Source organism: Campylobacter concisus, from assembly GCF_902460675.1.
Classification (GTDB): domain Bacteria; phylum Campylobacterota; class Campylobacteria; order Campylobacterales; family Campylobacteraceae; genus Campylobacter_A; species Campylobacter_A concisus_AJ.
On record NZ_CABPUQ010000001.1, the window covers coordinates 82,010 to 107,313 of the forward strand.

The window sequence follows — 25,304 nt, forward strand, 5'->3', positions numbered from 1 at the left end:
CCCTTTAGATCCCCCAAACCCCTCGCACGTTAGAGGTTGCTGTGCTTCGCACAGGTTTAGTGATTTATAAATTTTAAAATTTCATGAGCAAGCAATTTCGGCTCTAAATTTTGAGCTAAGCTGTAAGCGAAGCCAAAATTTAGTAGTCAATTCTTGTGAGCGAATGAAAGTTTTTAAATTTACTAATAAAAAACAAAATTTTAAACTCTGTACCGATGATATGGAGGCTAGCATTGCCTGCATAAGCCAATAACAAAACAAACTGCCTCCAAATTCAGCACGAGTAAATCTAAATATTCTCCCCAGCTATCATACCAAATGTTAGGCAGTCAAGTATCGCACAGCTACCAAGCCTACTAGCTCCGTGCGTGCCGCCAGTGATCTCGCCAGCAGCGTAAAGTCCCTTGATCGGCTCATCGTCTATGTTTAGCACCTGAGCTTTGGTGTTGATCTTTACGCCGCCCATTGTGTGGTGAAGCTTTGGAGCGCCGCGCATAGCGTAAAATGGGGCTTGTGAGATGGTTAGCCCGTCAGTTAGCTTAATCGGCTTATCAAAATCCTCATCCTTGCCTTTTTTAACAAATTCGTTGTATCTCTCAACCGTTTTTTCTAGCTCGCCAGCTGGCATTTTGTAGTATTTAGCAAGGTCTGCTAGCGTGTCAAATTTCATTATGACGCCGTTTTTCATAGGATTTGCAAGGTCGCTCTCGACTAGCTTTGCAGCAGCTACAGAGTCGCATAAATTTATAGGATAGCTGTCGTTTTTAGCATCAATTATCCTAAACATAGCATCAGCTCTTATCTTGCGGTCAGCAAGCTCGTTCATATAGCGTTTGCCAGTCTTTGGATCGACTGAGATGCCGTATCTAAAGGCAGCTTGTGAGGCAAATTTACTTGTGATGCCGTTGCCTTTTTCGTCAGGGCATTTGTAAGGGATGTATTGTATCCAGCCGATTTGAACAGGCAAAGCGCCTATTTTTAGGGCTGAGATCAAGGCACCTGCAGTTGCGCCTGGGTGGTTTGTGGTGTCAAATTCAGGCACTGCGCGTGGGTCTTGAAGCTTTCTAAAAAACTTATCACTGCAAAAGCCACCACTTGCTAACACGACGCCCTTTTTAGCCTTTATAAATTTACGCTCGCCGCTTTTATTCTCTTTGTCATCGCTAAATAAATTTTTATCAAATTTATAGTCATTTCGCACCGCAACGCCTACTATTGCACCATTTTCATCTGTTACAAACTCATCAAATTTGCACCTTGTTCTTAGCTCGCAGCCTTGTAAATTTTTAAATGTCTCAGCTAGAGGCTGGACTATGCCAGAGCCACTTGTGTTTTCGGTGTAATAAGTCCTTGGCACGCTGTGACCGCCCTCAAGAAGTAGCTTGTCTAGGTATTTTGCGCCGTGTTTTACGGTGAAGTTAAAAGTATCGACCGCCCTATCAGCAAGGATGCCAAGAAGCTCCACGTGGTTTAGCCCAAGACCAGCTTTGACGCAGTCTGAGATGAAAAGCTCTTTTGAGTCTTTGACTCCGTTTTTCTTTTGAAGTTCGCTGTTTGGCACGGCAAAAATTCCGCCATTTATCACAGAGTTGCCGCCAACTCGTCCCATTTTTTCTAAGATAAGAACCTTGTTGCCTCGCTCATTTGCCTTGATGCCGGCTGCAAGGCCAGCAAATCCGCTACCGATGATAATGACATCCCACTCCTCGTCAAATTTGACATCTTTATCTCTAAAGACTGGCATATCGCTCGCATAAACTCCGCTTGCAGCAAGAGCCGAAACAGCACCAAATTTTATAAAATCACGTCTAGAAACTTTACTCATAGCGTCTCCTTTTTAGTATTACGCCAAAGCCTGTAAATTTTAAATTTACACCTTAGTTTAAACCCTTTGTGATTACTAAAATTATAGGATTATTTATGATAAAGATTACTTAAAATTATTTATTTTGTATTAAGATTTGCTCTAGTGATGAGTTTAAATTTTGCCTTTACAAAAGCACTCATTTTCGTGATCATCGATGACGCCAACGCCCTGTAAAAACGAGTAGATGATCACAGCACCTACAAATTTAAAGCCACGCTTTTTCATATCTTTTGAGATGCGCTTAGAGAGCTCACTACTTGCTGGCATGTCCTTGGCGCTTTTTATGTCGTTTATCACGCGCTTGCCATTTGTAAATTTATAGATGTAGTTATAAAACGAGCCAAACTCGGCGCAAAGCTCTAAAAAAGCCTTGGCATTTTTTGGCAGAGAGTAAATTTTAAGTCGGTTTTTGATCGCTCTGTCATCACTTAGAAGGCTTTGAAGCTTTGCCTCGTCATAGCTAGCGATCTTTTTTGCGTCAAAGCCATCTAAAATTTGAGCAAGTCCAGCTCTTTTTCGCAGCACATAGTCCCAGCTAAGACCAGCTTGAAAGCCCTCTAAAATGAGCATTTCAAAGAATTTCTTATCATCTTTGACCGCCCTGCCCCACTCACAGTCGTGATAGCTCTTGCTAAATTCGCTCTTATCCGCCCAGGCGCAGCGCTTCATCTTTTAAATTTCGCCTCTATCTGCATAAAGCCCCAGGTGCTTCTAGCCTCGCTAAGCTCCTTTTTACTAAGCTCATCGATCATCATCTCTTCGTTCTTGCCAAGCCTATTCTTAACCTCGCCAAATGGGCTAATAAGCATCGAATCACCATAAAAACTCCACTGCTCGTCCTCGCTCTTATGGCTTCCTACGCGATTTACTCTAAGCACATAGAGGTTGTTTGTAAAGGCTCTAACCTTTAAAAGCTCCTCCCAGCGCGCCTGAGAAAAAAACGTGCAAGCCGTTGGCACAAGCACGATATCGACCTTTTTAGCGCTCATATACGCCCAGCACACGTCAAAATGCGCCTCGAAGCCAAACATGACGCCAACCTTAAATTTATCGTAGGTAAAGATAGGTAAATTTAGCTCCTCGCTTGCGTTGCTAAAAAATTTTGCCTCGTTCCAGTGCGCATATGGCATGAGAATTTGCTGGTCATATAGCTTTACTTGCGTAGGGCTAAATTTAGCTAGGCTCTTAAAAATCTCCTTGCCTTTTAAATTTATGATAGGCGCGATGATATTTAGATCGTATTTTTTTGCCATCGCAAATAGCGCCTCTTTTTTGCGCTCGCTCTGCTCTTTTATGAGGCTTTTTGGCATGCTAGCAAGCTCTTTAAAGAAGCTATTTAGCACGTATTCGCCAAGGACAACTAGCCTTGCATTTTCATCCGCGCAAATTTTAAGGTAATAATCAAGCCTCGCCTCGCTTAATGGCTGCGTTGGTAGCTGAAGGGCGCAAATTTTACTCATCATCCACCTGCTTTATGCTAAGTTTTGCGTTTTCTAAAATTTCTCTTGCCTCGTTTAAGAGTTTTTTGCCCTGTTCGTGCAGCTTTATGCTGTTTTCTAAGCTCACATCATCTTTGTTTAGATCGTTTAAAATTTTATCTGCAAGGGCTAATTTCTCTTCAAAACTTTGCTCTTTTTGCTCCATTTTCTATCCTTTTAATATATTTTTTATATATCCATCAAATTTTTCTATCTCGACCAAAAAGGCGTCGTGGCCGTAATTGCTATCTATCTCTATAAAATTTGTCTTTGCCTCTCTGCCCATCTCGCAAAGTGCGTCATAAATTTCTCTCATGCAGCTTGGCGGAAAGAGTAGATCGCCCTTAAATGCGATAAGGTGCAAATTTGCTTTGATCGGCGCAAGCGCGTCTTTTAGGCTATCGTAGTGCCTTGTGCAGTCAAAGATATTCATCATCTTTACGATATATAGGTAGCTTAGCGGGTCAAACCTCTTTGGGAAGTTGTAGCCGTTATACTCCATGTAGCGATCGACCTGAAAATGCCCAAAAAGATCGTAAAGGCCGTCAGTTTCGACGTAGTTGCGTCCAAATTTTTTATCCATGCTATCAGGGCTTAAGAAGCTGATGTGCCCTGCCATCCTGCCGTAAGCCATGCCTTTTAGCCCATTTTTTCTTATAAATTCCACGTCGTATTCGCCGTTTTTGAAATTTTCATCGTTTAAAATGGCTTCGATGGCGATCTTGTTAAACGCTATCGCCCAAGGCTTCGTCTGATAGGTGCTTGCAAGCATTATGATATCTTGCGCAAATTCTGGAAACTCGATAGCGTAGCAAAGTGCCTGCATACCGCCAAGACTGCCGCCTATCACAGCTCTTGCCCTTGTGATGCCAAGTTCGCTAAATAGCCTCATCTGCGCCTTTACCACGTCACTTATGGCAAGGACTGGGAAATTTAGCCTATACTCTTTGCCGCTACTTCGATCAACGCTTAACGGCGAAGTCGAGCCAAAGCACGAGCCTAAGATATTTACGCAAATAACGTAAAATTTATCGGTATCAACCGCCTTTTTGCTGCCTATTAGCCCGTCCCACCAGCCAGCTTTCTCATCGCCTGCGTAGGTGCCAGCAGCGTGGTGTGAGCCAGTTAGGGCGTGGCAGATCACGATAACGTTGCTTTTATCAGCATCTAGCGTGCCGTAAGTCTCATAAATAAGCTTGAAATTTGATAGCATACGGCCACTCTCAAGATAGAGTGGCTCGTTAAATTTAATAGTTCTAGTTTGCAGGTCTAACACTAATTAACTTTGTAGTTTGGTGCCTCGTGAGTGATAACTACGTCGTGGACGTGGCTCTCTTTTAGTCCTGCGCTTGTTATCTCGACAAATTCAGCTCTTTCTTGAAGAGTTGGGATATCTTTTGCGCCAACATAGCCCATAGCGCTTCTTAGGCCGCCTATTAGCTGATGGATCACATCTTTTATGCTGCCAGCAAATGGCACACGGCCTTCGATGCCTTCAGGCACAAGCTTGTCTTGAGCGGTGCCCTCTTGGAAGTAGCGGTCTGAACTGCCCTTTGTCATAGCGCCTATTGAGCCCATGCCGCGATATACTTTATACTGGCGGCCTTGGAAAGTGATGAGCTCGCCCGGGCTCTCTTCACATCCTGCAAGTAAGCTACCAGCCATAACGCAAGCTGCACCTGCTGCAAGGGCTTTTGCCACGTCACCTGAGTATTTTAAACCACCGTCAGCGATAACTGGGATGCCATATTTCGCTGCTTCGCTTGCGCAGTCATCGATCGCTGAAATTTGAGGCACACCAACGCCAGCAACGATCCTTGTAGTACAAATAGATCCTGGTCCGATGCCCACTTTTATGCCGTCCGCTCCTGCTTCTGCTAGGTCTTTTACGGCTGCTGGATTTGCGATATTGCCAGCTACGACATCGACATTAAAATTTGCTTTTACCTCTTTTAAAGTGTCGATGATGCCCTTTGAGTGGCCGTGAGCTGAGTCGATGACGATGACATCTACGCCAGCATCAACAAGTGCTTTAGCGCGCTCTATCTGACCCACGCCAATAGCCGCAGCCACACGAAGCCTGCCGTAGCTATCTTTATTTGCGTTTGGATACTCTTTGCGTTTTTTTAGATCTTTTATGGTGATAAGCCCGTCAAGTCTGCCATCTTTATCGACGATAGGTAGCTTCTCAACCCTATTTTGAGAGAAAATTTTCTCCGCATCATCAAGCGTGCAGCCCTTTGGTGCAGTGATAAGCGGTGCTTTTGTCATGCGGTCTTTTACCAAAACGCTCATATTTGTCTCAAATCTCAAATCGCGGTTTGTTAAAATTCCTATTAGTTTGCGGTCTTTGTTGATGACTGGAACGCCTGAAATATGAAGATCTGACATAAGGCTTAGAGCTTCAGCCACGGTCGCTTCTGGATTTATAAAGATAGGATCGATGATAACGCCACTTTCACTTTTTTTGACACGTTTGACCTCTTTTGCTTGGCTTTCGACGTCCATATTTTTGTGGATGACGCCGATACCGCCGAGCCTCGCCATCATGATAGCAGTTCTATGCTCAGTCACCGTATCCATCGCAGCAGAGATGATCGGGATATTTAGCGTGACGTTTTTGCTGATCCTGGTTTTTACATCAACTTGCTTTGGCAAAATTTCAGAGTATTGCGGCACAAGAAGCACATCCTCAAATGTTAAAGCTCTCTTTACTATCTTCATATTTTTATCCTTTTATTAAATTTTCTAGGCTCTTAGCACCATTTATCAAGGTCTGTTCGTCCCACGCTTTTGCGATGAGCTGGGCGCTCACGTTCAAATTTTGATCATCTTTGCCAACTGGCACAGAGATAGCTGGTAGGCCTGCTAAATTTACGCTGATCGTGTAGATATCGCTTAGATAGGCTTGAAGCGGATCGCTATGTGCTCCAAATTTATAAGCTGTACTTGGAGCAACTGGCATAAAGATGAGATCATTTTCTTCTAAAATTTTCTCATATTGAGCTTTTATATGTGCTCTTGCTTTTTGTGCTTTGATGTAGTAAGCATCGTAGTATCCGCTACTTAGTACAAATGTACCAAGCAAAATTCTTCTTTTTACCTCTTCGCCAAAGCCCTCTGAGCGCGAATTTACATATAGTTCTTTTAAATTTCTAGCATCTGCGCGTCTACCATATCTCACGCCATCGTAGCGGCTTAAATTTGCGCTTGCCTCTGCGGTTGCGATGATGTAGTAGGCAGCGACGTCATACTTTGAGTCTTCAAAATTTGTGTAAGTTACGCTGTGGCCGTGTGATTTTAGCTTCTCGATGGCTAAATTTAAAGCGACTTTTGTCTGCTCACTTGCGTTTTCTACATAGTTTTTAACAACGCAAATTTTTAGCTTTTTGTTACCATCTATCTTGTCGCTAATGCCAACAAACGGCACATCTGCGCTCGTGCTATCTTTTGGGTCATGTCCAGCGATCGCGTCATATAAAATGGCTGCGTCTTCTACGTTTTGCGTGATAGGACCTATTTGATCAAGGCTGCTTGAGTAGGCACCAAGGCCATATCTGCTCACTCTGCCATAGGTTGGCTTAAGTCCTACGCATCCACAAAATGCCGCTGGCTGGCGGATCGAGCCACCAGTGTCGCTACCAAGTGCTGCGACTGCAAGGCCAGCTGCGACTGCTGCTGCTGAGCCGCCGCTACTGCCGCCTGGGACGTGAGCGTGATTTAGTGGGTTTAGTGTTTTGCCGTAAAATGAGCTCTCAGTCGTGCTTCCCATCGCAAATTCATCCATATTTGTGCGGCCAAATGGAGCTAAATTTTTGCCAAGTAGCTTTTCGATGACAGTTGCGTTATAAGGTGCTACGTAGCCTTGTAAAATTTTTGAGGCACTTGTTACGTTCCAGCCTTTTACTTGGATGTTGTCTTTTATAGCGATAGGCACGCCCTCACCTAGTTTTGCGATCTCTAAATTTGCTAGCTGCTCGACATAAGCGCCAAGCTCTTTTTCTTTTATGATCTTCGCCTCAAGCTCGGCTCTTAAATTTTTTATCTCTTCAGCTGAAAATTTCAAAGCTTCTTTTAAAGTTACCACTATTTTTATCCTTTAAATTTATTAACCAAAAATATGCCAAATAAGCTGACAACGACCACCGCAGCGATCGTTGCTATTATGATAGTTGCGCTTACTGGCTCACTTAGCACTTATGACCTCTTCGCATCTTGGGCATAGCGCATCTTCTTTGCTAGCGTTAAATTTCCAGCATCTTGGGCATTTGTGAAGGTTGCTTGCTATGATCTTAAATTTATCGCCCTCAAGCTCAAACTCGGCTAGTGGCTCGCTATCGTCGTAAGGCCTAACTGAGCTTACCATGTAAAGATCGGCCACTTCGCGCTCGTCGTAGCCTGTGATGTTGTGGTTAGTTGTCTCTAGGCTTAGCTCTAGAGTTGATTTTATTTTTTTCTCTTTTTTAAGAACGTCCACGATCTCGTTAAATTTCTCCCTGCTGGCAAAAAGCAGCTCATCTTCAAAGCTAAGATCAAAAATGATTGGCTCATAGACTAGATCAAATGCATCTTTTGCCTCGCCTTTGATGATCTTTGGAGCGTAGTCCATCACCTCATCAACGGTGTAAGTAAGCGTTGGAGCGATGAGTGGCAAAAGCGCCTTTGTGATGATCGCCATCGCACTTTGAGCTGATCTTCTTCTTGGGGCGTCTTTTGCGTCGCAGTAAAGTCTATCTTTGCAAACGTCAAGATATACGCCGCTAAGATCGGCTGATAGGAAATTTAAAAGGATGTTAAAGCCCTTTGAAAAGTCATAATTTCTAAAGCAAGCGCTCGCATCGTCAAAGACCTTTTTAGCACGTGCTAGTATCCATTTATCAAGGATGTTAAACTCTGTATTTAGGCTCTCAAGGTCATTTACGTTTGCTAGTAAAAAGCGGATCGTATTGCGAATTTTGCGGTATTGCTCGCTTATTTGTTTTAATATATCTTCGCTTATTTTTAGATCACTTGAATAATCACTCATGCCAACCCAAAGGCGTAAAATTTCCACGCCATGAGTCTTAGCCACGTCTTGTGGAGCGATGACGTTGCCTTTGCTCTTACTCATCTTCTCGCCTTTGGCATCGACTGTGAAGCCGTGAGTTAGTATGCTCTCATAAGGTGCGTGAGAATTTACGGCTGTGCTTACTAAAAGCGAGCTTTGAAACCAGCCTCTGTGCTGATCTGAGCCCTCTAGATACATGCTTGCAGGGTATTTGCCAGCGTCGTACTCATCGCTTTGTAAGACCGCATGCCACGTCGAGCCGCTATCAAACCAAACATCAAGGATATCCATCACTTTTTCTAAATTTTCAGCCTTGTATTTTGAGCCCTTTGGTAAAAGCTCGTCTATGCTTAGCGCCCACCACGCATCAGCGCCTTTTTCTTTGAAAATGCCTGCGATGTGGTCTAAAATTTCACTATCAAATATAACTTCTTTTGTCGATTTGTCTCTGAAAAACGCGATCGGTACGCCCCAGTCACGCTGACGAGAGATGCACCAGTCTGGGCGATTTTCTACCATCGAGCCTATTCTTTTTATACCCACGCTTGGGTAAAATTTAACCTTTTCAAGCTCTTTTAGCGCTGTTTGTCTAAGCGTTTTGCCGCCTAGTTTAGCCTCGTCCATAGCTATAAACCACTGCTTTGTAGCTCTATAAATGACAGGCTTATGCGTTCTCCAGCAAAATGGATAAGAGTGTCTAAATTTAGAGACGCTAAGCAAGCTTTTGCCAAGTAGCTCTAAAATTTTCTCATTTGCTTTAAAGATGTGCATACCGACAAACTCGTCTACCACGTCAATTCTAAATAGTCCGTGATGTTTTATGCTCTCATCGTAGCAGCCACCGTCATCAACTGGCATCAAAATTTCACTAAAACCATATTTCAAACATACGTAGTAGTCGTCCTCGCCGTGTCCTGGAGCTGTGTGAACAAGTCCAGTGCCCCCATCCATCATAACGTGATCGCCTAGTAAAAATTTAGACTTTCTGCCGTTTAGTGGATTTATCGCGTGAGTGTTTTCAAGCAGGCTTGATTTAAACTCTTTTTTGATCTCGCCCTTGCTTAGACCACTCTGCACAACGCTTTCAAGTAGTGGCTTTGCAAAGATCAAATTTTCAGCTGTTAGGACGTAAATTTCATCTGGTTTTAGGCTTATAGCTTGATTTGCTGGAAGTGTCCAAGGCGTAGTCGTCCAGATAACTGCACTCGCCTCTTTTACGCCAAGCTTTTCTAGTGCGTCGTTATCGAGCTCAAAGGCTACATATATCGAGTAGTCCTCTTTCTCCTCGTACTCGACCTCAGCTTCAGCTAGCGCTGATCTAGCCGCCCAGCTCCAATAAACTGGCTTGCTTCTCTCTACTAAAAGCCCCTTTTTAGCGATCTCGCAAAGCGCTTTGTAGATGTCAGCTTCAAACTCAAATTTCATCGTCATGTATGGATTTTCAAAGTCGCCGATGATGCCAAGACTTTTAAATTCATTTCTTTGAATATCTATAAATTCTCTCGCGTGCTGCCTGCAAAGCTCCCGGATCTCGACCTTGCTAAGCTCTTTTTTCTTATCGCCAAGCTTTACTTCTACTTGCTGCTCGATAGGCAAGCCGTGGCAGTCCCAGCCTGGCACGTAGCGGACGTTTTCGCCGTAAAAATAGTGCGTTTTTGTAATGATATCTTTTAAAATTTTATTTAACGCGTGGCCGATGTGTAGGTGACCGTTTGCATACGGAGGGCCGTCGTGGATGTTGAAGCTTTTAGCCGCATTTTGGCGGTTTTTCTTCATTTTTTCATAAACCTTGCGCTCTTCGTACCATGATTTTAGTCTTTGTGGTTCATTTTGTGGGAGATTTCCGCGCATCGGGAAATTTGTCTCTGGGAGTAAAAGTGTCTCTTTGTAGTCCATTTTTTACCTTGATTTTAAAATTTGCTAATTTTACACCTGTGCTGGTTAAATCACACTGAAAAATAGTATAATGAGGCAAAAAAAGGAGCTTAAAAATGAGACAAAGTATCTTGATAATAGGCGAAGATCTTGAGATAAATAGAGAATTTCTAAACTACATTTTTCAAAGTTACGAGGATCATTTTGGCGAGCTTGGAGTGGTTAGTTTTGCTCCAAAAAATAGCAAAGAGCTACCTTTTATCATCGAAAATTTATCAAAAGATTACGACTTTGTAAGCATTTTTGGCTCAGATGAAAATTTTGCCATCGCCGCAAAGATCGTAGCGACGTTAACTGGGGGCTCGCTCGAGCTAAAAGATAGCACGACACTTGCGCTTAAAGATAGCTTAGACTACTCTAAAAATAGCTTTTTAACCAGTCTAAATAACGCCCAGATAAATCTCATAAAAGCTAATCCAAATGAAGAGCTAGGCGAGTTTTTAGTCGAGTATGAGCCTGATTTTAGCTACTTTCATCTAATAGACATCGACGCTGATAGCGCTAAGATCCTCATGCTGCCACTTGCTAAAACTTACGATGTTGATATCACCCTCGCGCAGATCCTGCCAAATTTGATACTAGTAAGGGCAAAAAGCAATAAATTTGGCCAGATCGAGAGCTTTTTACAAGGGGTAAAAACGCTATTTTCACAAAAATTTATCCCGCAAAAAGATGTGATCAAATTTGTAGCAAATAGGCTCATGCAAAAGGGGCTTAAAATTTCATTTGCTGAGTCTTGCACGGCTGGGCTTGCGGCGGCTAAATTTGCAAGATATGGCGGCATCTCAGCTAGCTTTGATGGCTCGCTAGTGACTTACGCAAATCACATAAAGCATGAGTGGCTGGGCGTTGAGGATGAAATTTTAGATACTTACGGAGCTGTGAGCGAGCCTTGCGTAAAAGCGATGGTAAAAGGCACACTAAGCACGACAAATGCGGACTTTGCGCTTGCCATTAGCGGTATAGCTGGACCAGGTGGGGGTACAGCTAGCAAGCCAGTTGGCACAGTCTATGTCGCAGCTGGCGATAGAAACGGCAACATCGAGGTTGAGAGGCTTCTTTTAAAAGGGGAGCGCAACTACGTTAGAGAGCAAAGCGTGCTAAGTGCCTATCTATGCCTACTTCGCCTAAAAAGCGAGATATTTTTCACTTAAATTTTATCTTTCTAAAAATAGCACTAAATTTAACGGCGAAATTCATAACAAAGTATCAAGAATAAAAAGCCAAATTTAGGAGGCTAAAGATGTTTAAAAAGATATTGTTACTCGTCATTTCTTCGTTATTTGCATTTGACACTTAGTCACAGGTGGGTGAGATAAAAGCAAACAACTCGCCCTTTAGCTACGCTAGCATTGGTGCAGAGCCAAATTTTGGTAGATACGACAGCAAGCAAGTCGCCACAAAAGATAGGCAGAACTTGATAAATACGCCAAAATGGGCGGCTACGTCATCTATGTGGATGGGCTCATAGACCTTAGCAAAGGCAAGATCCCACAAAATGGCAATAGCGATGGGCTGGATAAATTTATAAGTGAGATTAGCGGTGGCGAGTTTAGCTCTTATGCCAAATTTATGCAGGCTTACGGTGCTTCATGTCGTGCAAATTTAGTAAGCTATAAATGCAACAAAGGCATAATTTTTGAAAGCGGCAAATAGACCTTTCTAAAAAAGGCAACACTTGTGAAAAGCTAACTAAGCCGACATTTGAGCCACCATATAAATTTGAACTCATTCAAGCCTCAAACGTCCAAAATGATGTATATAAAAACGCAGGCACAGGCAAACTAGCCGTTATAAAATACAACCAAAGCCCCGAGCTAGCTAAACGCTTGGGGCATAAAAACAAAGCTAAATTTTTATATTTTTACAAGATAAGACGCTAGCGCATAGCCCATATATCAGCACGCAAAGGCTAACACTTAGCCCAAAAACGCTAAGAGCGGCGGTCTGGCTAAATGAGAGTGTGAAAAACGAGATAAAACTCGTGATAAATGCGCAAAATATCCCATAAATTCGCTCTTTTGCGCTAAGGCTCTCATTTAGCGCAAATATCATATAATCAATCCCAACAGCACTTGCAAGTATGAGCCCAAAGACGCCAAAGATGCTTAAATTTACGCCGAAAATGGCAAAGATAAAGAGCGTAAGAAGCACGCCAAAGATGATGACGCCCATCACAAGCGCTGAGATAAGCGCACTAAAGTAAAACCACAGCAGCAAAAACGCGACCACAAGCGCTGCTATTTTTAGCTTTAGTGCAAGCTCTTTTGCCTGAGTTAGGCTCTCATTTAGCGAGCTAGCGAAATTTAGACTAAAAGCGTTGTGGCGCTCTAGTAGCTCATCACTTGCCGCCCCTTTTACAAAGCCACTCGCGTAAGCCACACTTGCATTTTCATCAAGCATAAATTTCTTAAAATCCTTCATAGATTTTAGAGCCAAAATTTCATTCGCGCTAAGCTCTTTTTCGCTCAAAACCTTTAAAATTTCACTTCGCACTTCATCTTTACTAAAGCCAAATTTCTCATAAATCGCGTAAATTTGCTCATCATCAAGCGCCTTTTTAAAGGCCTCTTTTAGCTCATTCTGCTCGCTTTTACTTAAAAACATATCGCTTAGCGAGCTCTCATCTTTTATCAAATTTCTCTTTTTTAGCTCATCTAAAAGGCTCTTTTCACCTCCCAAAATGTCACCTCTTGATCTTGTCACGATCATCGTGTTTTGGTTGTTGCCAGTTAGGCTTAAGATATAAGAAGAGTCCGCTAGCAGGCTCTTTGGCATATTTGAGTAGTCTTTTACGTTTTCGCTTTTTGATAAATTTTTAAGATCAAAACCAAGAAAAATAGCTAGCAAAATAAGTGAGATAGCTAGAAATTTAAGCCCCAAATGCCTTGCAGCCACGTCTGAGAGCTTACAAAATTTAGTTAAAAACGCATCAAAAACCTTTGATCTATAAAATTTCACCCCTTCAAAGACTAAAGGCATGAAAAAGTAGCTAGCTAAAAAGGCAGCAACTAGCGCAAATGCCGAAAATAGCGCCACTTCTTTAAGCAGCCTAAGATCAGAAAAAGTAAAAGCAAGATAGCCACTAAGCGTGATAAGTAGGCCTAGTAAGAAAATTTTTAGCATATTTTTTATGCTGCTAGCCCTGATCGCTTCGCCCTCGTTTTTGCTAAGCCAGTGCAAGACGTAGTCAAACATAAGGCCAATGAGGCTAGTGCTTATTAAAATAGTAAGGATATTTAGCTCATTTAGGCAGAGCAAAGTGCCTGCAAATGCCACACTAAAGCCAAATGCAGCGATAAATATCACATAAAAAATTCGTAAATTTCTAAAAGCAAGCATCAAAAATATAGCGGTTAGGCTAAGCGAAACCACGCTCATATAAAGGCTCTCGCTCTCGTTTTTTTGCTTTGAAAATGCCTGATAAAGCGCACTTGAGTGTACAAAAAGCTCGTTTTGCCCAACTTTTAGCGCATTTAGCTCGTTATAAAAATTTATTAGCCCCTCGCTCGAAGCTCCCTTTTTTAGCTCGCCTTTTAGCAAGAAAAAGCTCTTTTTGCCGTCCTTTACCTCAAGCATGAGATCTGCTAAATTTAAGCTCACATTGCCATTTTTTGCGCTAAAACCGCTACTTAGCGAGAAAAAATCATCATTTATATTTAAAAGTCTAAAGCTAAAGCTGTTAAAAATTTCCTCTGCGCGCTTTTTGAAAAAGGCGTTTTTGTCACTCTTTAAAAGCTCCAAATCACCCCTACTTAAAAGAGCGATCTTTGAGCGATTGATGTCACTTTTTATATCATTTAAATTTAAGTCGATGTTCGCCTCAAAGCTCTTAAAAAGCGAGCTTTTAAGCGCCAAGCTTTGCACGTTTTTGGCTAGCTCTTTAGAATTTACCAGTACCAAAAAATTTGACGCCATCTCATCTTGCACCTCTTTTAGCACCTTTGCCTCTTTGGCGTCTTTGAAATTTATCAGTGAAAAGATATCAGTTTGGACGTTTTTTAGGCTCGCAAGCGAATATCCAAGCGAGGCTAAAAAAACAAAGATAAAAGCCAAAATCGTGGCTAGTTTTTTCATTTTATACTAAACTCATTTAGTGTTTTATCGCCGCTTATCTCATCAAGCTCGATCTTTTTTACCGCCTCATCGCCACTTATCTTTATGGATTTAAAAATTTGTTTAAAGAGTAAATTTTTAGGGCTTAGCTCTATGCTCCACTCTTTTAGGCTGCCGCTTGTTTTTATATCAAATTCTTTCCTAAGCTCGCTCTCATCGAGGCTGATGATAGCAAGAAAGAGCTTCTCGTCAAAATTTGCGCTCGTCTTTTCAAGCTTGCCATTTTCGTTTTTAAAAATGCCATCTTTATTTATAAAAACCTTTGAAACTACAGGCTCAAGCGTATCCCAGTAAAGTCCGCCCTTTTCGAGCTTAAACTCACCCGTGCTTTTTATGCTTTTGTTAAAGCCAGCCAGGCTCTTGGTCTGCGTGAAATTTCCGCTTACGCCATCTGTTTTTACTATATTTTTAAGCTCGCCTAGCTCATAACCAAAGCAAGATATAAAAATGGCTAAAAAAAGAGCTATTTTTCTCATCTTTTCTCCTTTTCATTGTAGGCTTTAAGCGCCTTTTTTAGGGCTTCTGGCATCTCAAAGCAAGTTTGCAAACTCTTCATCTCGATGACGGCTTGCGCGGTATTTGCCTCGCTTAGTTTTTCGCCCTTTTCATTTTCTATAAGGTAGTGAAATTTCAAAAACGTTTCGCACTCGCTAAGTGTTGTCGTGACCTTTATGACGTCGTTAAAAAAGGCTGGGCGCACGTACTTTACGTCAAGCTTTACGATAGGAAAGGCGTAACCATCTTTTTTCATAGCGATGTAGTTGTATCCTAGCTTGTCAAGTAGCTCGCAACGCGCCATTTCTAGGTACTTGACGTAGTTGCCATGCCACATCACCTCCATGCTATCAACGTCAAAAAATGCCACTTTAAATGTGCTAACGTGTGAAATTTCCACTCTCATCTCCAAAAATCAAAAAAGTTAAACCACTGCGATGGGTTCTTGCACGCTCTTGCTTCAAGCTGCCTTACATAGCTTTGTACGTATGGCAGGACGCTTGCCTTGCGGTCTCTGCTAAGCTTTATCTCATCAGCGATATCACTTAGTTCAATGTCAAATTTATCGCCCTTTTTTATGCACCAAAGCGCGCTCATCTTTACTCCCAAAATGCCAGCTAACAAGTATGGGCCGTAGTTAAATTTAGCCTCCTTGCCAAGAAAGCTAAGCCTTATAAATTTATCTCCATTAAGTGGTGTCCTATCGCCCATTATGCCGATATTTACGCCATCTTCAACCGCCTCTTTTAGCTGCATCATCGCGGCTGTATCAAGCTTTTCAACGCTTATTAGTTTGATCTGGCCCTTGCTGATCTGCTCTAAAATTTTATAAAAATTCTCGCTACCCTTGCTATAAACCAAGATGATCATGCGAAAATTTGGTGATCTAAGTGAGAGTGCCTTGCAAATTTCTACATTACCAAGATGGCTTGTAAGCACGATCCTACCACGCTTTGAAGCTTCAAACTCATCTTTGATGCTGTTAAATTTACTAAGCTCTAGCTCGCTTTCAAGCACGCCATTTTGCCAGATGCGAAATTTATCACATATTGCTATGCCAAAGTCGTAAAAGTTACTAAAAACGCCAGTTGCCGGCTTTTTACCGCTAAATTTCTCTACGTTTAAAAGAAATTCTCTTATATTTTCTCTCTCAACTTTTGAAAAGAGATAGTAAAAGCAAACGACGATGATAACGATAGGTTTTATGAGAAATATAGGCAAATTTCTAGTTAAAAATAGACTAACTCTAAGAAAAAATTCGTTCGATCTCTCGCCCTTTTGCCACCATGCGTATTTTTGCCCTTTAAAGGCTTTGCCAAGCAAAAATGGCGCTAAAGTAAAAAAATATCTTGCGTGCATGAGGCTTATTAGCGCGTTATCTTTTAGCATTTTAAAGTGCGAAACGCCGCCAGCTTCGTAGCTCACTTTTAGCGCTATCCACTTTATCTCTACGCCAGATCTTATGGCATTTACCAAGATCTCCATGTCAAATTCCATCCTATTTGAGCTACTTTGGAGGGTCGCACTCTCAAGCTCTTTTAGTGGATAAATCCTAAAGCCACACATCGCGTCTTTGATGTCAAAATTTAAAGTGTTGATCTTAACCCAAAAATTTGTGATCTTTCTGCCATAAAACCTCGATTTTGGCGCGTCTTCGCCGTAAATTGGATCAGCCATAATTAGATCATTTGGATATCTTTTGCTAAGCTCCAAAAACTCCGCTACCAAGCTTATGTCGTGCTGAAAGTCAGCGTCAATCTGAAACGCGTGCGTGTAGCCGTTTTGCAAAGCGTGTCTAAAGCCGTCTTTTAGTGCAGCTCCCTTGCCGCCGTTTTGGGCTCTAGTTAAAATTTCTACACCAAATTCGCTCAAATTTAGCAAAGCTTTTTTTGAAGCTTCATCTGAGCCATCATCGACTATTAAAATGGGTAGATCATATCTCGCAAGCGCCTCACAAAGGGCTTTGATCTTTTCTGGATGGTTGTAAAATGGTATGAGAAAGAGCGTCTTCATAAGCCCAGCTTTATCCTGCCACCAGCACTTTTGGTGCCATTACAAAATATCTCAAAATATACCTTTTCATCTCTTTGCGAAATTTCTATGCAAAGTTCGTCATTTGGCCTTACAAATTTTAAAAATTTCAAATTCTCCACCACGCATTGATCGCCTATTTCTGCGCCAAGCTCTCTTGCAAATTTAAATACAAAATCAAGCTGCACAAAGCCAGGCAAAAGCGGTAAATTTGGAAAATGCTCCATAAAAATGCCAAGTGCTGGGCTAAGCTTTGTCTTAAATTTATAAACGCCTTCTTCGCTACTTTTATCCCAAGAAAGCTCCTCGTTTTTTTCTAAAAGAGCTTTAAAATTTGCCTTTAAAAATTTGCCCTGAGCGTTTTTGCAAAGCGAGCTAACGATCTTAAAATATCTAACACTATTTTTAAACTCAGGTCTTAAAAGCTCATTTAGCCTTGCTACGACGCCCTTTTTGCCACTATCTCTAAAGAGTCTCACACCCTCTTCGCTAAGCTCCAAAAGCGCAGCTAGACGCTTAAATTTAGGATGAGTGTCGCAGTAGCAGTCTTTTAAAAGGCCGCTTTCAAACATCTTATTTTCGATGCTTATTAGATTGACCCTTTTGTCATTTAGCTTAACGATCCTATCGATCCTGCCCTTTAGCGTGAGCCTGCTGCCATCTATCTGCGCCCAGTCGCTAGTTTGGAAAAACTCGCACCAAGGCGAGCTCACATTTAACGCCTCGTCCTCGCTAAGACCAGCCTTTACCTTGCTAAAAAGCAAGAGCTCATCGCCTAAATTTCTAGCAACTATGCCAGTTTCGGTGCTACCATAAATTTCAATTATCCTAGCGCTGCTTAAGCTTTCTATCTTTGCTCTTAGCTCGCTCTTTAGTGCAGATCCCGCGCAGATGATGTTTTTTAGCCCTGAAATTTCAGCCGCTCTTGGGCTAGAAACTAGCGTTTGAAGCAGGACTGGACTTGTTACGAAGGTTAAATTTGTAAGGTCTAGCTCAAAGATCGCCTCTGGATAGTTTAGCTCCTTGCTAACAGCCTTTGCGCCAGAGATGAGCGGCAAAAAGATCTTAAATGTAAGGCCAAACATGTGCTGGTGCGAGACGCTAGCAAAAAATTTATCCCTCTCGCCAAATCCAAGCTCATCTTTTAAAAATATCCCCTCATCTATCATCGCGCCAAGTTTTTTTGGGATATTTTTGCTATTTCCACTCGAGCCTGAAGTCTGGAGAAAAAATGTAGAATTTTGATCAAATTTTAGCTCTATGCTCTTGCTAAAGTCTAAAAAATCACCAAAATTTTCATCATTAATGACAAATTTATCCCTGCTATATATCGGCTTTGCAAGCAAGATAGGTTTTACACCGATAGCAAGTGCTCCAAAAAAGGCTGCGCAAAACTCAAAGCTCTGGCTTAAATAAATTTCTATCTCGCTTAAATTTTTCTCTTTTAAATTTGCCCCAAAAGTAGCTACGTACTCGTAAAGATCCTTGTTGATATCCACAAATTTAAACGCCTTTAGGCTCTTTTTAAAATCCATTTTCCCTCTTTAAAATAAAAATTTTACGATATAAAATTTCGCCAAAAAATAAAACTCCCATCAAGATATAAGATACAAATGAGCAGTAAATGCTCCAGTAAATTTTATCTTCAAACTGCGCCAAAACAAAGGCAAAAGCTGCGTTAAAAACGAAAAACCAGCACCAAATTTTAGTTAGCCCTCTTGTGTAGCTAACGACCTTTTCATCTATCTTTTTCTCTTTTAGCTTAGCAAGCCTAGTTATGACCGCCTCGCCCCTTAGGCTATAAAAAAATAACGCCAAAAAGCCAAGACTTACGATACTTGGATATAAAAGCGCTAAATTTACACTTCTAAAAATAGCACAAATGGCAAAAAATAGCCCAGCTGCTAAGCAAACCTGCCTTGTTTTAGCACTTTCAAAATAAGCCCTAGCCAGCCAAAGAGCGCATAGCACGCAAAAGATAAATGTTGCACCCTTTTGCCAAAAAAATAGCACCAAAGGATAGGCGATGCTTGCTAAAACTAGCGCTATTTTTACTATCTTATGCTTCAAATTTCTTTGCTACGGCTTTTACGATATCATCAAGCGTTTTTACGTTTTTAAAGTCCTCTGGCATCAGTCTATAACCAGTTTGGCGCTTGATGTAGTCAATCATATCAATAGCATCTATGCTATCTATCTGCAAGTCCTCATATATCCTAGTTTCAGGCTTTATCTTGCCCTCGTCGATCTCAAAAAGCTCGATCAAAGCCTTCTTTAAAATTTCAAAAATTTCTACTTCGCTCATCGTTATTTCCTATTTTCATAAATGTATTTTGCAAGAGAAGATACGCTAAAGAATATCTCTTTTAAATTTGCTGTTTTTGAGTCAAGCACGAGGCCATATTTTTTCTGCACAGCAAGCCCAAGCTCTAGTGCATCGACGCTGTCAAGGCCTAGCCCCTCACTAAAAAGTGGCGCATTCTCGTCGATATCGCTTGGCTTCATATCCTCTAAATTTAAGCTTGTAATGATCAGCTCTTTTATCTCATTAACTAGTTCTTTCACTAAATTCCTCCTTATAAATTTTACTTATCTCTTCGTGTAGTGCCCTCGCCCTTACGGGGCTTGGCCTATCTTTTAAAAACTCACCAACTTCAAATTTCTTTAGCTCTTTGAAGACATACTTTATCTTTTCATCTGGCGTTTTGTACCATGGCTCATTTTTTCTAAGGCTTCTTGGAGCCATATTTATACCCACGCAAAGCACGCTAGACGCGCCCTTTATGCCCATATACGCGGCCGCTTTATGAAAGATGATCTCCTCTTTCGTGCGTGTGCCCTCTGGGAAAATGAGCAAATTTTCGCCGCTTTTTAAAACATCTACGCTTTTTTGTAAAAATTCCTCGTTATTTGTGTTTGGTATGTAGTTGCACGCCCTAATTGCCGCAAATAAAAATATATTTTTGCCAAGCTCGCCCTTTACGATGCAGTTTATCCTTTTAAATTTTGAGACCAAAAAGACCACATCAAGCAGCGAAGGGTGGTTTGCGATGACTAAATTTGAACCGCCATTTAGCTTAGTAAGCTCAAATTTATAGTCCAGATACCCACAAATTTTAGTAACTTTTATAAAAAATCCCCAAGAAACTCTAACAAGATCTCGGCATAAATTTTGCATAAATTTAAATTTATTTAGCCCCAAAAGCACGACTGGCACTAGCAACATATCACCACTTATGCAAATAACCGCAAAAAAAGAAAATAAAAATCCAGCTCTTAAAATTTTAAGGCTCATAGCTAAAATTCCAAGACGCGAAATGACTGCTACTTTGCCACGTTTTTGCCTCATTTGGGTCAAAATTTACGATGAAGCTTTGCAGTAAATTTTCTGAAATTTCTTCTTCTTTTTCCACTCTTTTTAGAGTTAAAACTCTCTTATCTTTTGCCTTTGAGACGACAAGAGCTAGCATAAATGATGGCTTTTGCTCATCAAAATAGCTCTGCGATATCGACTCATGATAGGCAAGTATGAGCACCTTTTCATATCCGTCATTTAGCCTTAAAAACGCAGCTTGCAGCGCGTCTTCTACTGGGCTAAATGATGAGATGGCTAGAATTTCATTGTGATTTTTAGCTTCGATGCTAAGAAGCGACGAGATAGCGTTATGCACAGAGAGTGAAAACGATGTTGGCGATACTGGCTCAGCCTTTGCAAGAGCAGTTTCTAGCTCAAAACAGCGATTTATCTCGCCCTCATAAGAGCTAAAAATGACTGGCATGTCGATACTCTCAAAACTACTAAGCAGGCTAAAAGCGCACTTTGCGGCACTACTTAGCCTCCTTCTTTGCATGGGCGGGATCTTTGCTAGATCAAATTCTTTTTTATATCTAGCAAGATCCTCGCTGATCTCGCCATAAGCTATAGCGTCATAAAAATCAACTTGAAATTTCATTATTTCGCGATGTCGCCTCTTAGTGTGACGCCAGACATCAAAGAACCGCTGCCGCACTGAAACTGAGTCTTAGAGTTAAATGGCTGTTTTTTGTAATATCCAGTCAAATTTACAACCTTCGTGCCGCCCTCTTTCACCGCTCTTTCTTGAAATGACTTTAGAGCAGAGAGAAGTGCGATCTGGCAAGCCTCTTCGTCGCTTTTATTAAAGCCATTTGTCTTTTTGTTTGACGTTAGATCTCTTACGATCACCTTGCCAGTGTATCCTGTGCCAAAGCTGATGCTAATGTTTGGTAGCAAAAATTCTTTAGCCTTTGGGCCATTTAAGAAGTCTAGTGAGTGGTACTTCACGTCATCTCTAGCGCTAAGACTTGAGGCAAATGCCAAAACGGCAACTAATGAAACTAATCTTTTCATTTTCTATCCTTTTTAAAATTTGTTATCTACTCTTTTAAATATCAAAGATGTATTTACACCGCCAAATGCAAAGTTATTGCTCATCACAAAGTCCGTCTTTATCGGTGTTGGCTCCTTTAAGTAGTTTAGCTTTGCACACTCAGGGTCAGTTACGTTTAAATTTATAGTTGGGAAAAATAGCTCTTCTCTCATCATCATTATGCTAGCGATCGCCTCCAGCCCGCCACAAGCGCCAAGCGTGTGACCTAGATAGCTTTTAAGCGAGCTAATGGCGATGTCCTCTCCAAAAAGCTCGTTTGTAGCGATACTTTCAGCTATATCGCCATGTTTTGTAGCGGTCGCATGGGCATTTACGTAGCCTATGCTCTTTGGCTCTAGTTTTGCCGCGCGGAGTGCTAAGCTCATCGCCGCTTTCATAGTAGCGCTTTGTGGTCTAGTGATATGCGTGCCATCACACGTAGAGCCAAAGCCAACGACCTCAGCGTAAATTTTAGCTCCTCTTTTTAAGGCACTCTCTTCGCTTTCAAGCACTAAAAATCCAGCCCCCTCGCCAAGCACCAAGCCATCTCTATCTTTTTCAAACGGCGTTGGTGTCAAATTTGGCGTGCTGTTTTTCACACTTGTAGCGTAAAGTTTGTCAAAAACGTACGCCTCGCTCACACAAAGCTCCTCAGCCCCGCCAGCTAGCATCATATCTATGCTGCCATTTTTTATGCTCTCGTATGCGTAGCCAATGGCGTGTGAGCCGCTCGTACATGCCGAAGATGTAGGGATGATGCGCCCTTTTAGTGAGTAAAATAGTGCGATATTTGCCGCTGTGGTGTGAGGCATCATTTTTATGTAGGTATTTGCGTTAAAGCCACTATCCATGTCCAAAACTAGTTTTGCCATGTCAAGGATAGAGTCTGTGCTGCCAGTGCTTGAGCCACTAGCTACACCCATCCTGCCATCTTGCACGCTTGGGTCTAAATTTGCAGCCTGCAAGCCTTCGCCATTTAGCAAGCCAGCGTCTTTTAAAGCAAGTCCAGCCGCATGCACGCTATAACATGAGACCTTGCCAAGGCTTCTTAGCTGTTTTCTGTCCCACTCCTGCGGGTGTTTGTAGTCTATGATAGGTGCTGCCAGGCGCGTGTTTAGCTCCTTATAGCCCTCCCACTCGCTCATATATCTCACGGCGTTTTTGCCCTCAAGAAATTTAGCCCTCATCTCCTCCCAGCTGTTGCCAAAAGCACTGACTGCACCGATACCTGTGACAAATACACGCATTAGCAAAGTCCTCCATTTACGCCGATGACCTGCCTTGTGATGTAACTAGCCTCGTCACTTAGTAGAAATTTAACAAGTCCTGCCACCTCATCTACCTCGCCAGCTCTTTTTGCAGGTATGGCCTTTAGCACTTCGTCTAAGAAGTCGCTATTTAAAATTTCTTCGCTCATATCTGTCTTTATAAGCCCTGGTGCTACGCAGTTTACTGTTATGCCCCTGCTGGCAAGCTCGACTGCAAGGGCTTTGCTAGCTCCTATGATGCCTGCCTTGCTAGCTGAGTAATTCACCTGCCCTCTGTTGCCAATGACCCCTGAAACAGAGCTTAGTGTCACTATCCTAGCTGGCTTTCTAGCCCTTATCATGGGCATTAGCGCTGGTCTTAGGACGTTGTAAAAGCCATTTAAATTTATATCTATCACGTCAAACCACTCTTCGTCACTTAGCCCCACAAAGGTATTATCCCTTGTTATGCCAGCGTTTAAAACAACGCCGTAATAGACGCCATTTGCCTCCATGTCAGCCTCTATGGCCTCTTTTGCCGCAGCAGTGTCAGCCACGTCAAATGTAATAAATTTAGCCCCAAGCTCACTAGCCATCTTTAAAAGCTCATCGCTCTTGCTTCTTGCATGAAGCACCACTTCGTATTCATTAGCAAGGCGCCTAGCGATGCTAGCTCCTATACCTCTACTTGATCCAGTTATCAATACTCTCTTACTCACTAAGTGCCTTTTTTACAAATTCTTCATCAGGGCTCATCACGTTTAAAACCGCCCTTGCGCCAAGCTTGCCGTTTACAAAAAGCTCGCTGTCATAAACGCCAAATCCACTCTCATCTTGGATCGAGCACTTTGAAGCGATCACTATCTCATCGCCCACTTTAAAATATGGCCTAAAAATTTCAAATTTCCTACTTCCTAGTAAAAAGCCAAATATCGCCTTCTCGCCGCGCAGCTCACGCATCTTTGAGTCGTAGATGCCAAGGCTTTGAGCCATCATCTCTATCGCCTTTTGCGTCTGAAATTTCCCCTCTTCTAAAAATGGATTTTGCTCATTTATCACGCTTCTTACTTTTATGCTCTCGCAAGGGATAAATTCTAAAATTTCATCGATCAAGGTTATGGCGCTACTGTGCGGTAAATAATCACTTATCATTATCTCACTCTTTTAAATATTATCGCGGCATTATCTCCGCCAAAGGCAAAAGATAGCGACATCGCTGTTTTTACGTCAAATTTCGTGCCACTTTTTACTAAATTTATAGCCTCCAAGCTCTCATCATACTCGCCGTCATAAACGTGTGGTGGCAAGGTGCTATTTTCCTCCATGCAAAGCATAATGCAAATGGCGCTTTCTATTGCTCCAGCAGCCCCAAGCGTGTGACCGATCTGCGGCTTTAGCGTGCTTGCAAAGGTGGCGCCAAGCGTTAAATTTACAGCTTTTGCCTCCATTTTGTCATTTGCCTGCGTGCCGGTGCCATGCAAATTTACATAATCTATGCCGCTCATGCCAGCTCTTTTTAGCGCACCCTCTATGCAATTTACCGCCATTTTTGCGCTAAAATCTGGCTGCGTCATGTGAAAAGCATCGCAGTTTGAGGCCGAACCAGCAACTATAACGTCTGAAATTTCATCACGGCTTAGCAAAAATAGCCCAGCTCCCTCGCCTATGTTTATGCCCTCTCTATTTTTAGAAAAGGCCTGACTTGGGGCGCTACTTAGGATACTAAGTGAGTTAAAGCCATTTATCGTAAGCGTATTTAGGCTATCGACGCCGCCGCAAATGACCGCGTCACAAAGCTCGCTTTCAATGAGCCTTTTAGCCTCAATAACCGCTTTAACACCCGAGGTACACGCAGTCGATACGCAGTAGCTTGGACCGCTAAGCTCGTAAAAGTCACTCACAAACTCGGCCACGTTTGCAAGGCAGTTTCTGTTTATGCCAAACCTGCTTTTATCAAAAAATCCAGTCGCGATATAGCCTTTAAATGGCTCAAAATTCTCCTCAACACCGCTTGTTGTAGTGCCAAGAACGACGCCCACACGGCTTTTGCCATATTTTTTGATCGCTCTTTTTATCTCATCACCCAACTCTAGCATAGTGCTTAAAAGCAAGGCGTTGGTGCGAGTTTTGAAGTGCTCTTTAGTTTTGCTTGAAAAGCTAGGCAAAACGCCATTAAATTTACCCACCAAAAACTCATTTTGCGGGTGAAATTCAGAGCTTTTACTTAAAAATCTCTTGCCACTTAAAAGCGAGCTTAAATTTTCATCACTACTGCTACCTGCGGCGCTGATAATGGCTGGCTTGCTAACGTATATCAACGCTTTTTACCTCATAAATTTGATCATCTATCATAAATTTTTGCTCATTTTTTTCATCTTTTATCATCTCAAGCACCTTGATAAAAAGCTCGTTGTAGGCGCTATTTGGTGGCAAGAAGCCCAAATTTGCAAACGTGCCACCCTTTAAAACTCGCCTAGCTTCTGGCGCTCCAAGTGCGTTTACAAGGCTAAATTTATACTCATTCTCACTATTTTGCACATAGAGCATTAGTGGCCCTTTTGATGAACTAACCTCAAATGCCTTTAAGCTAAAATCCGCCAGCTTTGGCGCATCAAATTTCTTCGCACAGCCAAGAGCTAGAAGCGTTACCACAAGGATCATAGCTATCTTTTTTACAAGCACTTTTTGCCTTTTTAGTGT

Annotated in this window: 27 protein-coding genes; 3 read left to right on the forward strand and 24 right to left on the reverse strand. The window is 42.0% G+C overall.

The genetic code is table 11. The features are described 5' to 3' along the window. Positions 1-289: 289 nt before the first annotated feature. From F3G88_RS00430 to ileS, 8 genes are all read right to left on the reverse strand, one after another. Entirely contained in the window at positions 290-1,825 is a 1,536-nt protein-coding gene (locus F3G88_RS00430) for a flavocytochrome c (RefSeq protein WP_149715092.1), read from the reverse strand. Positions 1,826-1,978: 153 nt separating this feature from the next. Continuing rightward, on the reverse strand, positions 1,979-2,536 hold the full coding sequence (locus tag F3G88_RS00435) for a DNA-3-methyladenine glycosylase I (protein ID WP_149715093.1): 558 nt from the start codon (positions 2,534-2,536) through the stop codon (positions 1,979-1,981). After that, a complete protein-coding gene (locus F3G88_RS00440; RefSeq protein WP_149715094.1) occupies positions 2,533-3,327 on the reverse strand; it encodes a carbon-nitrogen hydrolase family protein in 795 nt (264 codons plus the stop codon). The genes F3G88_RS00435 and F3G88_RS00440 overlap by 4 nt, the downstream gene beginning before the upstream one ends. Further along, positions 3,320-3,511, reverse strand: a complete 192-nt coding sequence (xseB, locus tag F3G88_RS00445; protein WP_004317712.1) for an exodeoxyribonuclease VII small subunit — start codon at positions 3,509-3,511, stop codon at positions 3,320-3,322. Before xseB ends, F3G88_RS00440 begins: the two co-directional genes overlap by 8 nt. A 3-nt stretch (positions 3,512-3,514) precedes the next feature. After that, positions 3,515-4,621 (reverse strand): homoserine O-acetyltransferase MetX, encoded by a 1,107-nt coding sequence (gene metX, locus F3G88_RS00450; RefSeq protein ID WP_107915345.1) that lies wholly within the window; start codon positions 4,619-4,621, stop codon positions 3,515-3,517. Then, on the reverse strand, positions 4,621-6,069 hold the full coding sequence (gene guaB / locus F3G88_RS00455; protein ID WP_149715095.1) for an IMP dehydrogenase: 1,449 nt from the start codon (positions 6,067-6,069) through the stop codon (positions 4,621-4,623). Before guaB ends, metX begins: the two co-directional genes overlap by 1 nt. A 4-nt stretch (positions 6,070-6,073) precedes the next feature. Next, positions 6,074-7,432 carry an Asp-tRNA(Asn)/Glu-tRNA(Gln) amidotransferase subunit GatA gene (gene gatA, locus F3G88_RS00460; protein ID WP_149715096.1) on the reverse strand — a complete coding sequence of 453 codons (1,359 nt, stop codon included), beginning with the start codon at positions 7,430-7,432 and terminating at the stop codon, positions 6,074-6,076. 99 nt (positions 7,433-7,531) lie between these two features. Continuing rightward, positions 7,532-10,288, reverse strand: a complete 2,757-nt coding sequence (gene ileS / locus F3G88_RS00465; RefSeq protein ID WP_149715097.1) for an isoleucine--tRNA ligase — start codon at positions 10,286-10,288, stop codon at positions 7,532-7,534. A 95-nt stretch (positions 10,289-10,383) separates the two neighbouring features. Between ileS and F3G88_RS00470 the strand changes: the two genes are divergently transcribed. The 3 genes from F3G88_RS00470 (at position 10,384) to F3G88_RS10395 (ending at position 11,983) form a co-directional block, all read left to right on the forward strand. After that, complete coding sequence (locus tag F3G88_RS00470; protein WP_149715098.1) at positions 10,384-11,481, forward strand: CinA family protein; 1,098 nt, start codon at positions 10,384-10,386, stop codon at positions 11,479-11,481. Between the two features lie 152 nt (positions 11,482-11,633). Next, complete coding sequence (locus tag F3G88_RS10390) at positions 11,634-11,798, forward strand: hypothetical protein (protein WP_223228694.1); 165 nt, start codon at positions 11,634-11,636, stop codon at positions 11,796-11,798. Further along, a complete protein-coding gene (locus tag F3G88_RS10395; RefSeq protein WP_223228695.1) occupies positions 11,762-11,983 on the forward strand; it encodes a hypothetical protein in 222 nt (73 codons plus the stop codon). The genes F3G88_RS10390 and F3G88_RS10395 overlap by 37 nt, the downstream gene beginning before the upstream one ends. Positions 11,984-12,175: 192 nt before the next feature. Here the strand turns inward: F3G88_RS10395 and F3G88_RS00480 are convergent, their stop codons facing one another. The 16 genes from F3G88_RS00480 to F3G88_RS00555 are packed head-to-tail and all read right to left on the reverse strand — an operon-like array spanning position 12,176 to position 25,286. Continuing rightward, positions 12,176-14,404, reverse strand: a complete 2,229-nt coding sequence (locus F3G88_RS00480; protein ID WP_149715099.1) for an MMPL family transporter — start codon at positions 14,402-14,404, stop codon at positions 12,176-12,178. Further along, complete coding sequence (locus tag F3G88_RS00485; protein ID WP_149715100.1) at positions 14,401-14,919, reverse strand: LolA family protein; 519 nt, start codon at positions 14,917-14,919, stop codon at positions 14,401-14,403. Before F3G88_RS00485 ends, F3G88_RS00480 begins: the two co-directional genes overlap by 4 nt. Next, a complete protein-coding gene (locus tag F3G88_RS00490) occupies positions 14,916-15,344 on the reverse strand; it encodes an acyl-CoA thioesterase (protein ID WP_035142697.1) in 429 nt (142 codons plus the stop codon). Before F3G88_RS00490 ends, F3G88_RS00485 begins: the two co-directional genes overlap by 4 nt. Continuing rightward, positions 15,341-16,951, reverse strand: a complete 1,611-nt coding sequence (locus F3G88_RS00495) for a glycosyltransferase family 2 protein (RefSeq protein WP_149715101.1) — start codon at positions 16,949-16,951, stop codon at positions 15,341-15,343. The genes F3G88_RS00490 and F3G88_RS00495 overlap by 4 nt, the downstream gene beginning before the upstream one ends. Then, positions 16,948-18,504 carry an AMP-binding protein gene (locus F3G88_RS00500; RefSeq protein ID WP_149715102.1) on the reverse strand — a complete coding sequence of 519 codons (1,557 nt, stop codon included), beginning with the start codon at positions 18,502-18,504 and terminating at the stop codon, positions 16,948-16,950. The genes F3G88_RS00495 and F3G88_RS00500 overlap by 4 nt, the downstream gene beginning before the upstream one ends. After that, positions 18,494-19,039, reverse strand: a complete 546-nt coding sequence (locus F3G88_RS00505; protein ID WP_149715103.1) for a COG4648 family protein — start codon at positions 19,037-19,039, stop codon at positions 18,494-18,496. The genes F3G88_RS00500 and F3G88_RS00505 overlap by 11 nt, the downstream gene beginning before the upstream one ends. Next, on the reverse strand, positions 19,029-19,274 hold the full coding sequence (locus F3G88_RS00510) for an acyl carrier protein (RefSeq protein WP_103573561.1): 246 nt from the start codon (positions 19,272-19,274) through the stop codon (positions 19,029-19,031). The genes F3G88_RS00505 and F3G88_RS00510 overlap by 11 nt, the downstream gene beginning before the upstream one ends. A 2-nt stretch (positions 19,275-19,276) precedes the next feature. Beyond that, positions 19,277-19,534 (reverse strand): phosphopantetheine-binding protein, encoded by a 258-nt coding sequence (locus tag F3G88_RS00515; RefSeq protein WP_012140381.1) that lies wholly within the window; start codon positions 19,532-19,534, stop codon positions 19,277-19,279. After that, a complete protein-coding gene (locus F3G88_RS00520; RefSeq protein ID WP_223228696.1) occupies positions 19,518-20,318 on the reverse strand; it encodes a lysophospholipid acyltransferase family protein in 801 nt (266 codons plus the stop codon). The genes F3G88_RS00515 and F3G88_RS00520 overlap by 17 nt, the downstream gene beginning before the upstream one ends. Next, entirely contained in the window at positions 20,254-20,922 is a 669-nt protein-coding gene (locus tag F3G88_RS00525) for a beta-ketoacyl synthase chain length factor (RefSeq protein ID WP_103569090.1), read from the reverse strand. The genes F3G88_RS00520 and F3G88_RS00525 overlap by 65 nt, the downstream gene beginning before the upstream one ends. Beyond that, positions 20,922-21,338 (reverse strand): hypothetical protein, encoded by a 417-nt coding sequence (locus F3G88_RS00530; protein ID WP_021085308.1) that lies wholly within the window; start codon positions 21,336-21,338, stop codon positions 20,922-20,924. The genes F3G88_RS00525 and F3G88_RS00530 overlap by 1 nt, the downstream gene beginning before the upstream one ends. Before the next feature lie 12 nt (positions 21,339-21,350). Beyond that, positions 21,351-22,604 (reverse strand): beta-ketoacyl-ACP synthase, encoded by a 1,254-nt coding sequence (locus tag F3G88_RS00535; RefSeq protein WP_103573588.1) that lies wholly within the window; start codon positions 22,602-22,604, stop codon positions 21,351-21,353. Next, positions 22,604-23,323, reverse strand: coding sequence for a 3-oxoacyl-ACP reductase FabG (gene fabG, locus F3G88_RS00540; protein ID WP_149715104.1), 720 nt, complete (start codon positions 23,321-23,323; stop codon positions 22,604-22,606). The genes F3G88_RS00535 and fabG overlap by 1 nt, the downstream gene beginning before the upstream one ends. Then, entirely contained in the window at positions 23,316-23,756 is a 441-nt protein-coding gene (locus tag F3G88_RS00545) for a hotdog family protein (RefSeq protein WP_223228697.1), read from the reverse strand. Before F3G88_RS00545 ends, fabG begins: the two co-directional genes overlap by 8 nt. Then, positions 23,756-24,922 (reverse strand): beta-ketoacyl synthase N-terminal-like domain-containing protein, encoded by a 1,167-nt coding sequence (locus F3G88_RS00550; RefSeq protein WP_149715106.1) that lies wholly within the window; start codon positions 24,920-24,922, stop codon positions 23,756-23,758. The genes F3G88_RS00545 and F3G88_RS00550 overlap by 1 nt, the downstream gene beginning before the upstream one ends. Beyond that, positions 24,909-25,286 carry a hypothetical protein gene (locus F3G88_RS00555; protein ID WP_223228698.1) on the reverse strand — a complete coding sequence of 126 codons (378 nt, stop codon included), beginning with the start codon at positions 25,284-25,286 and terminating at the stop codon, positions 24,909-24,911. Before F3G88_RS00555 ends, F3G88_RS00550 begins: the two co-directional genes overlap by 14 nt. Between the last annotated feature and the right edge of the window lie 18 nt (positions 25,287-25,304).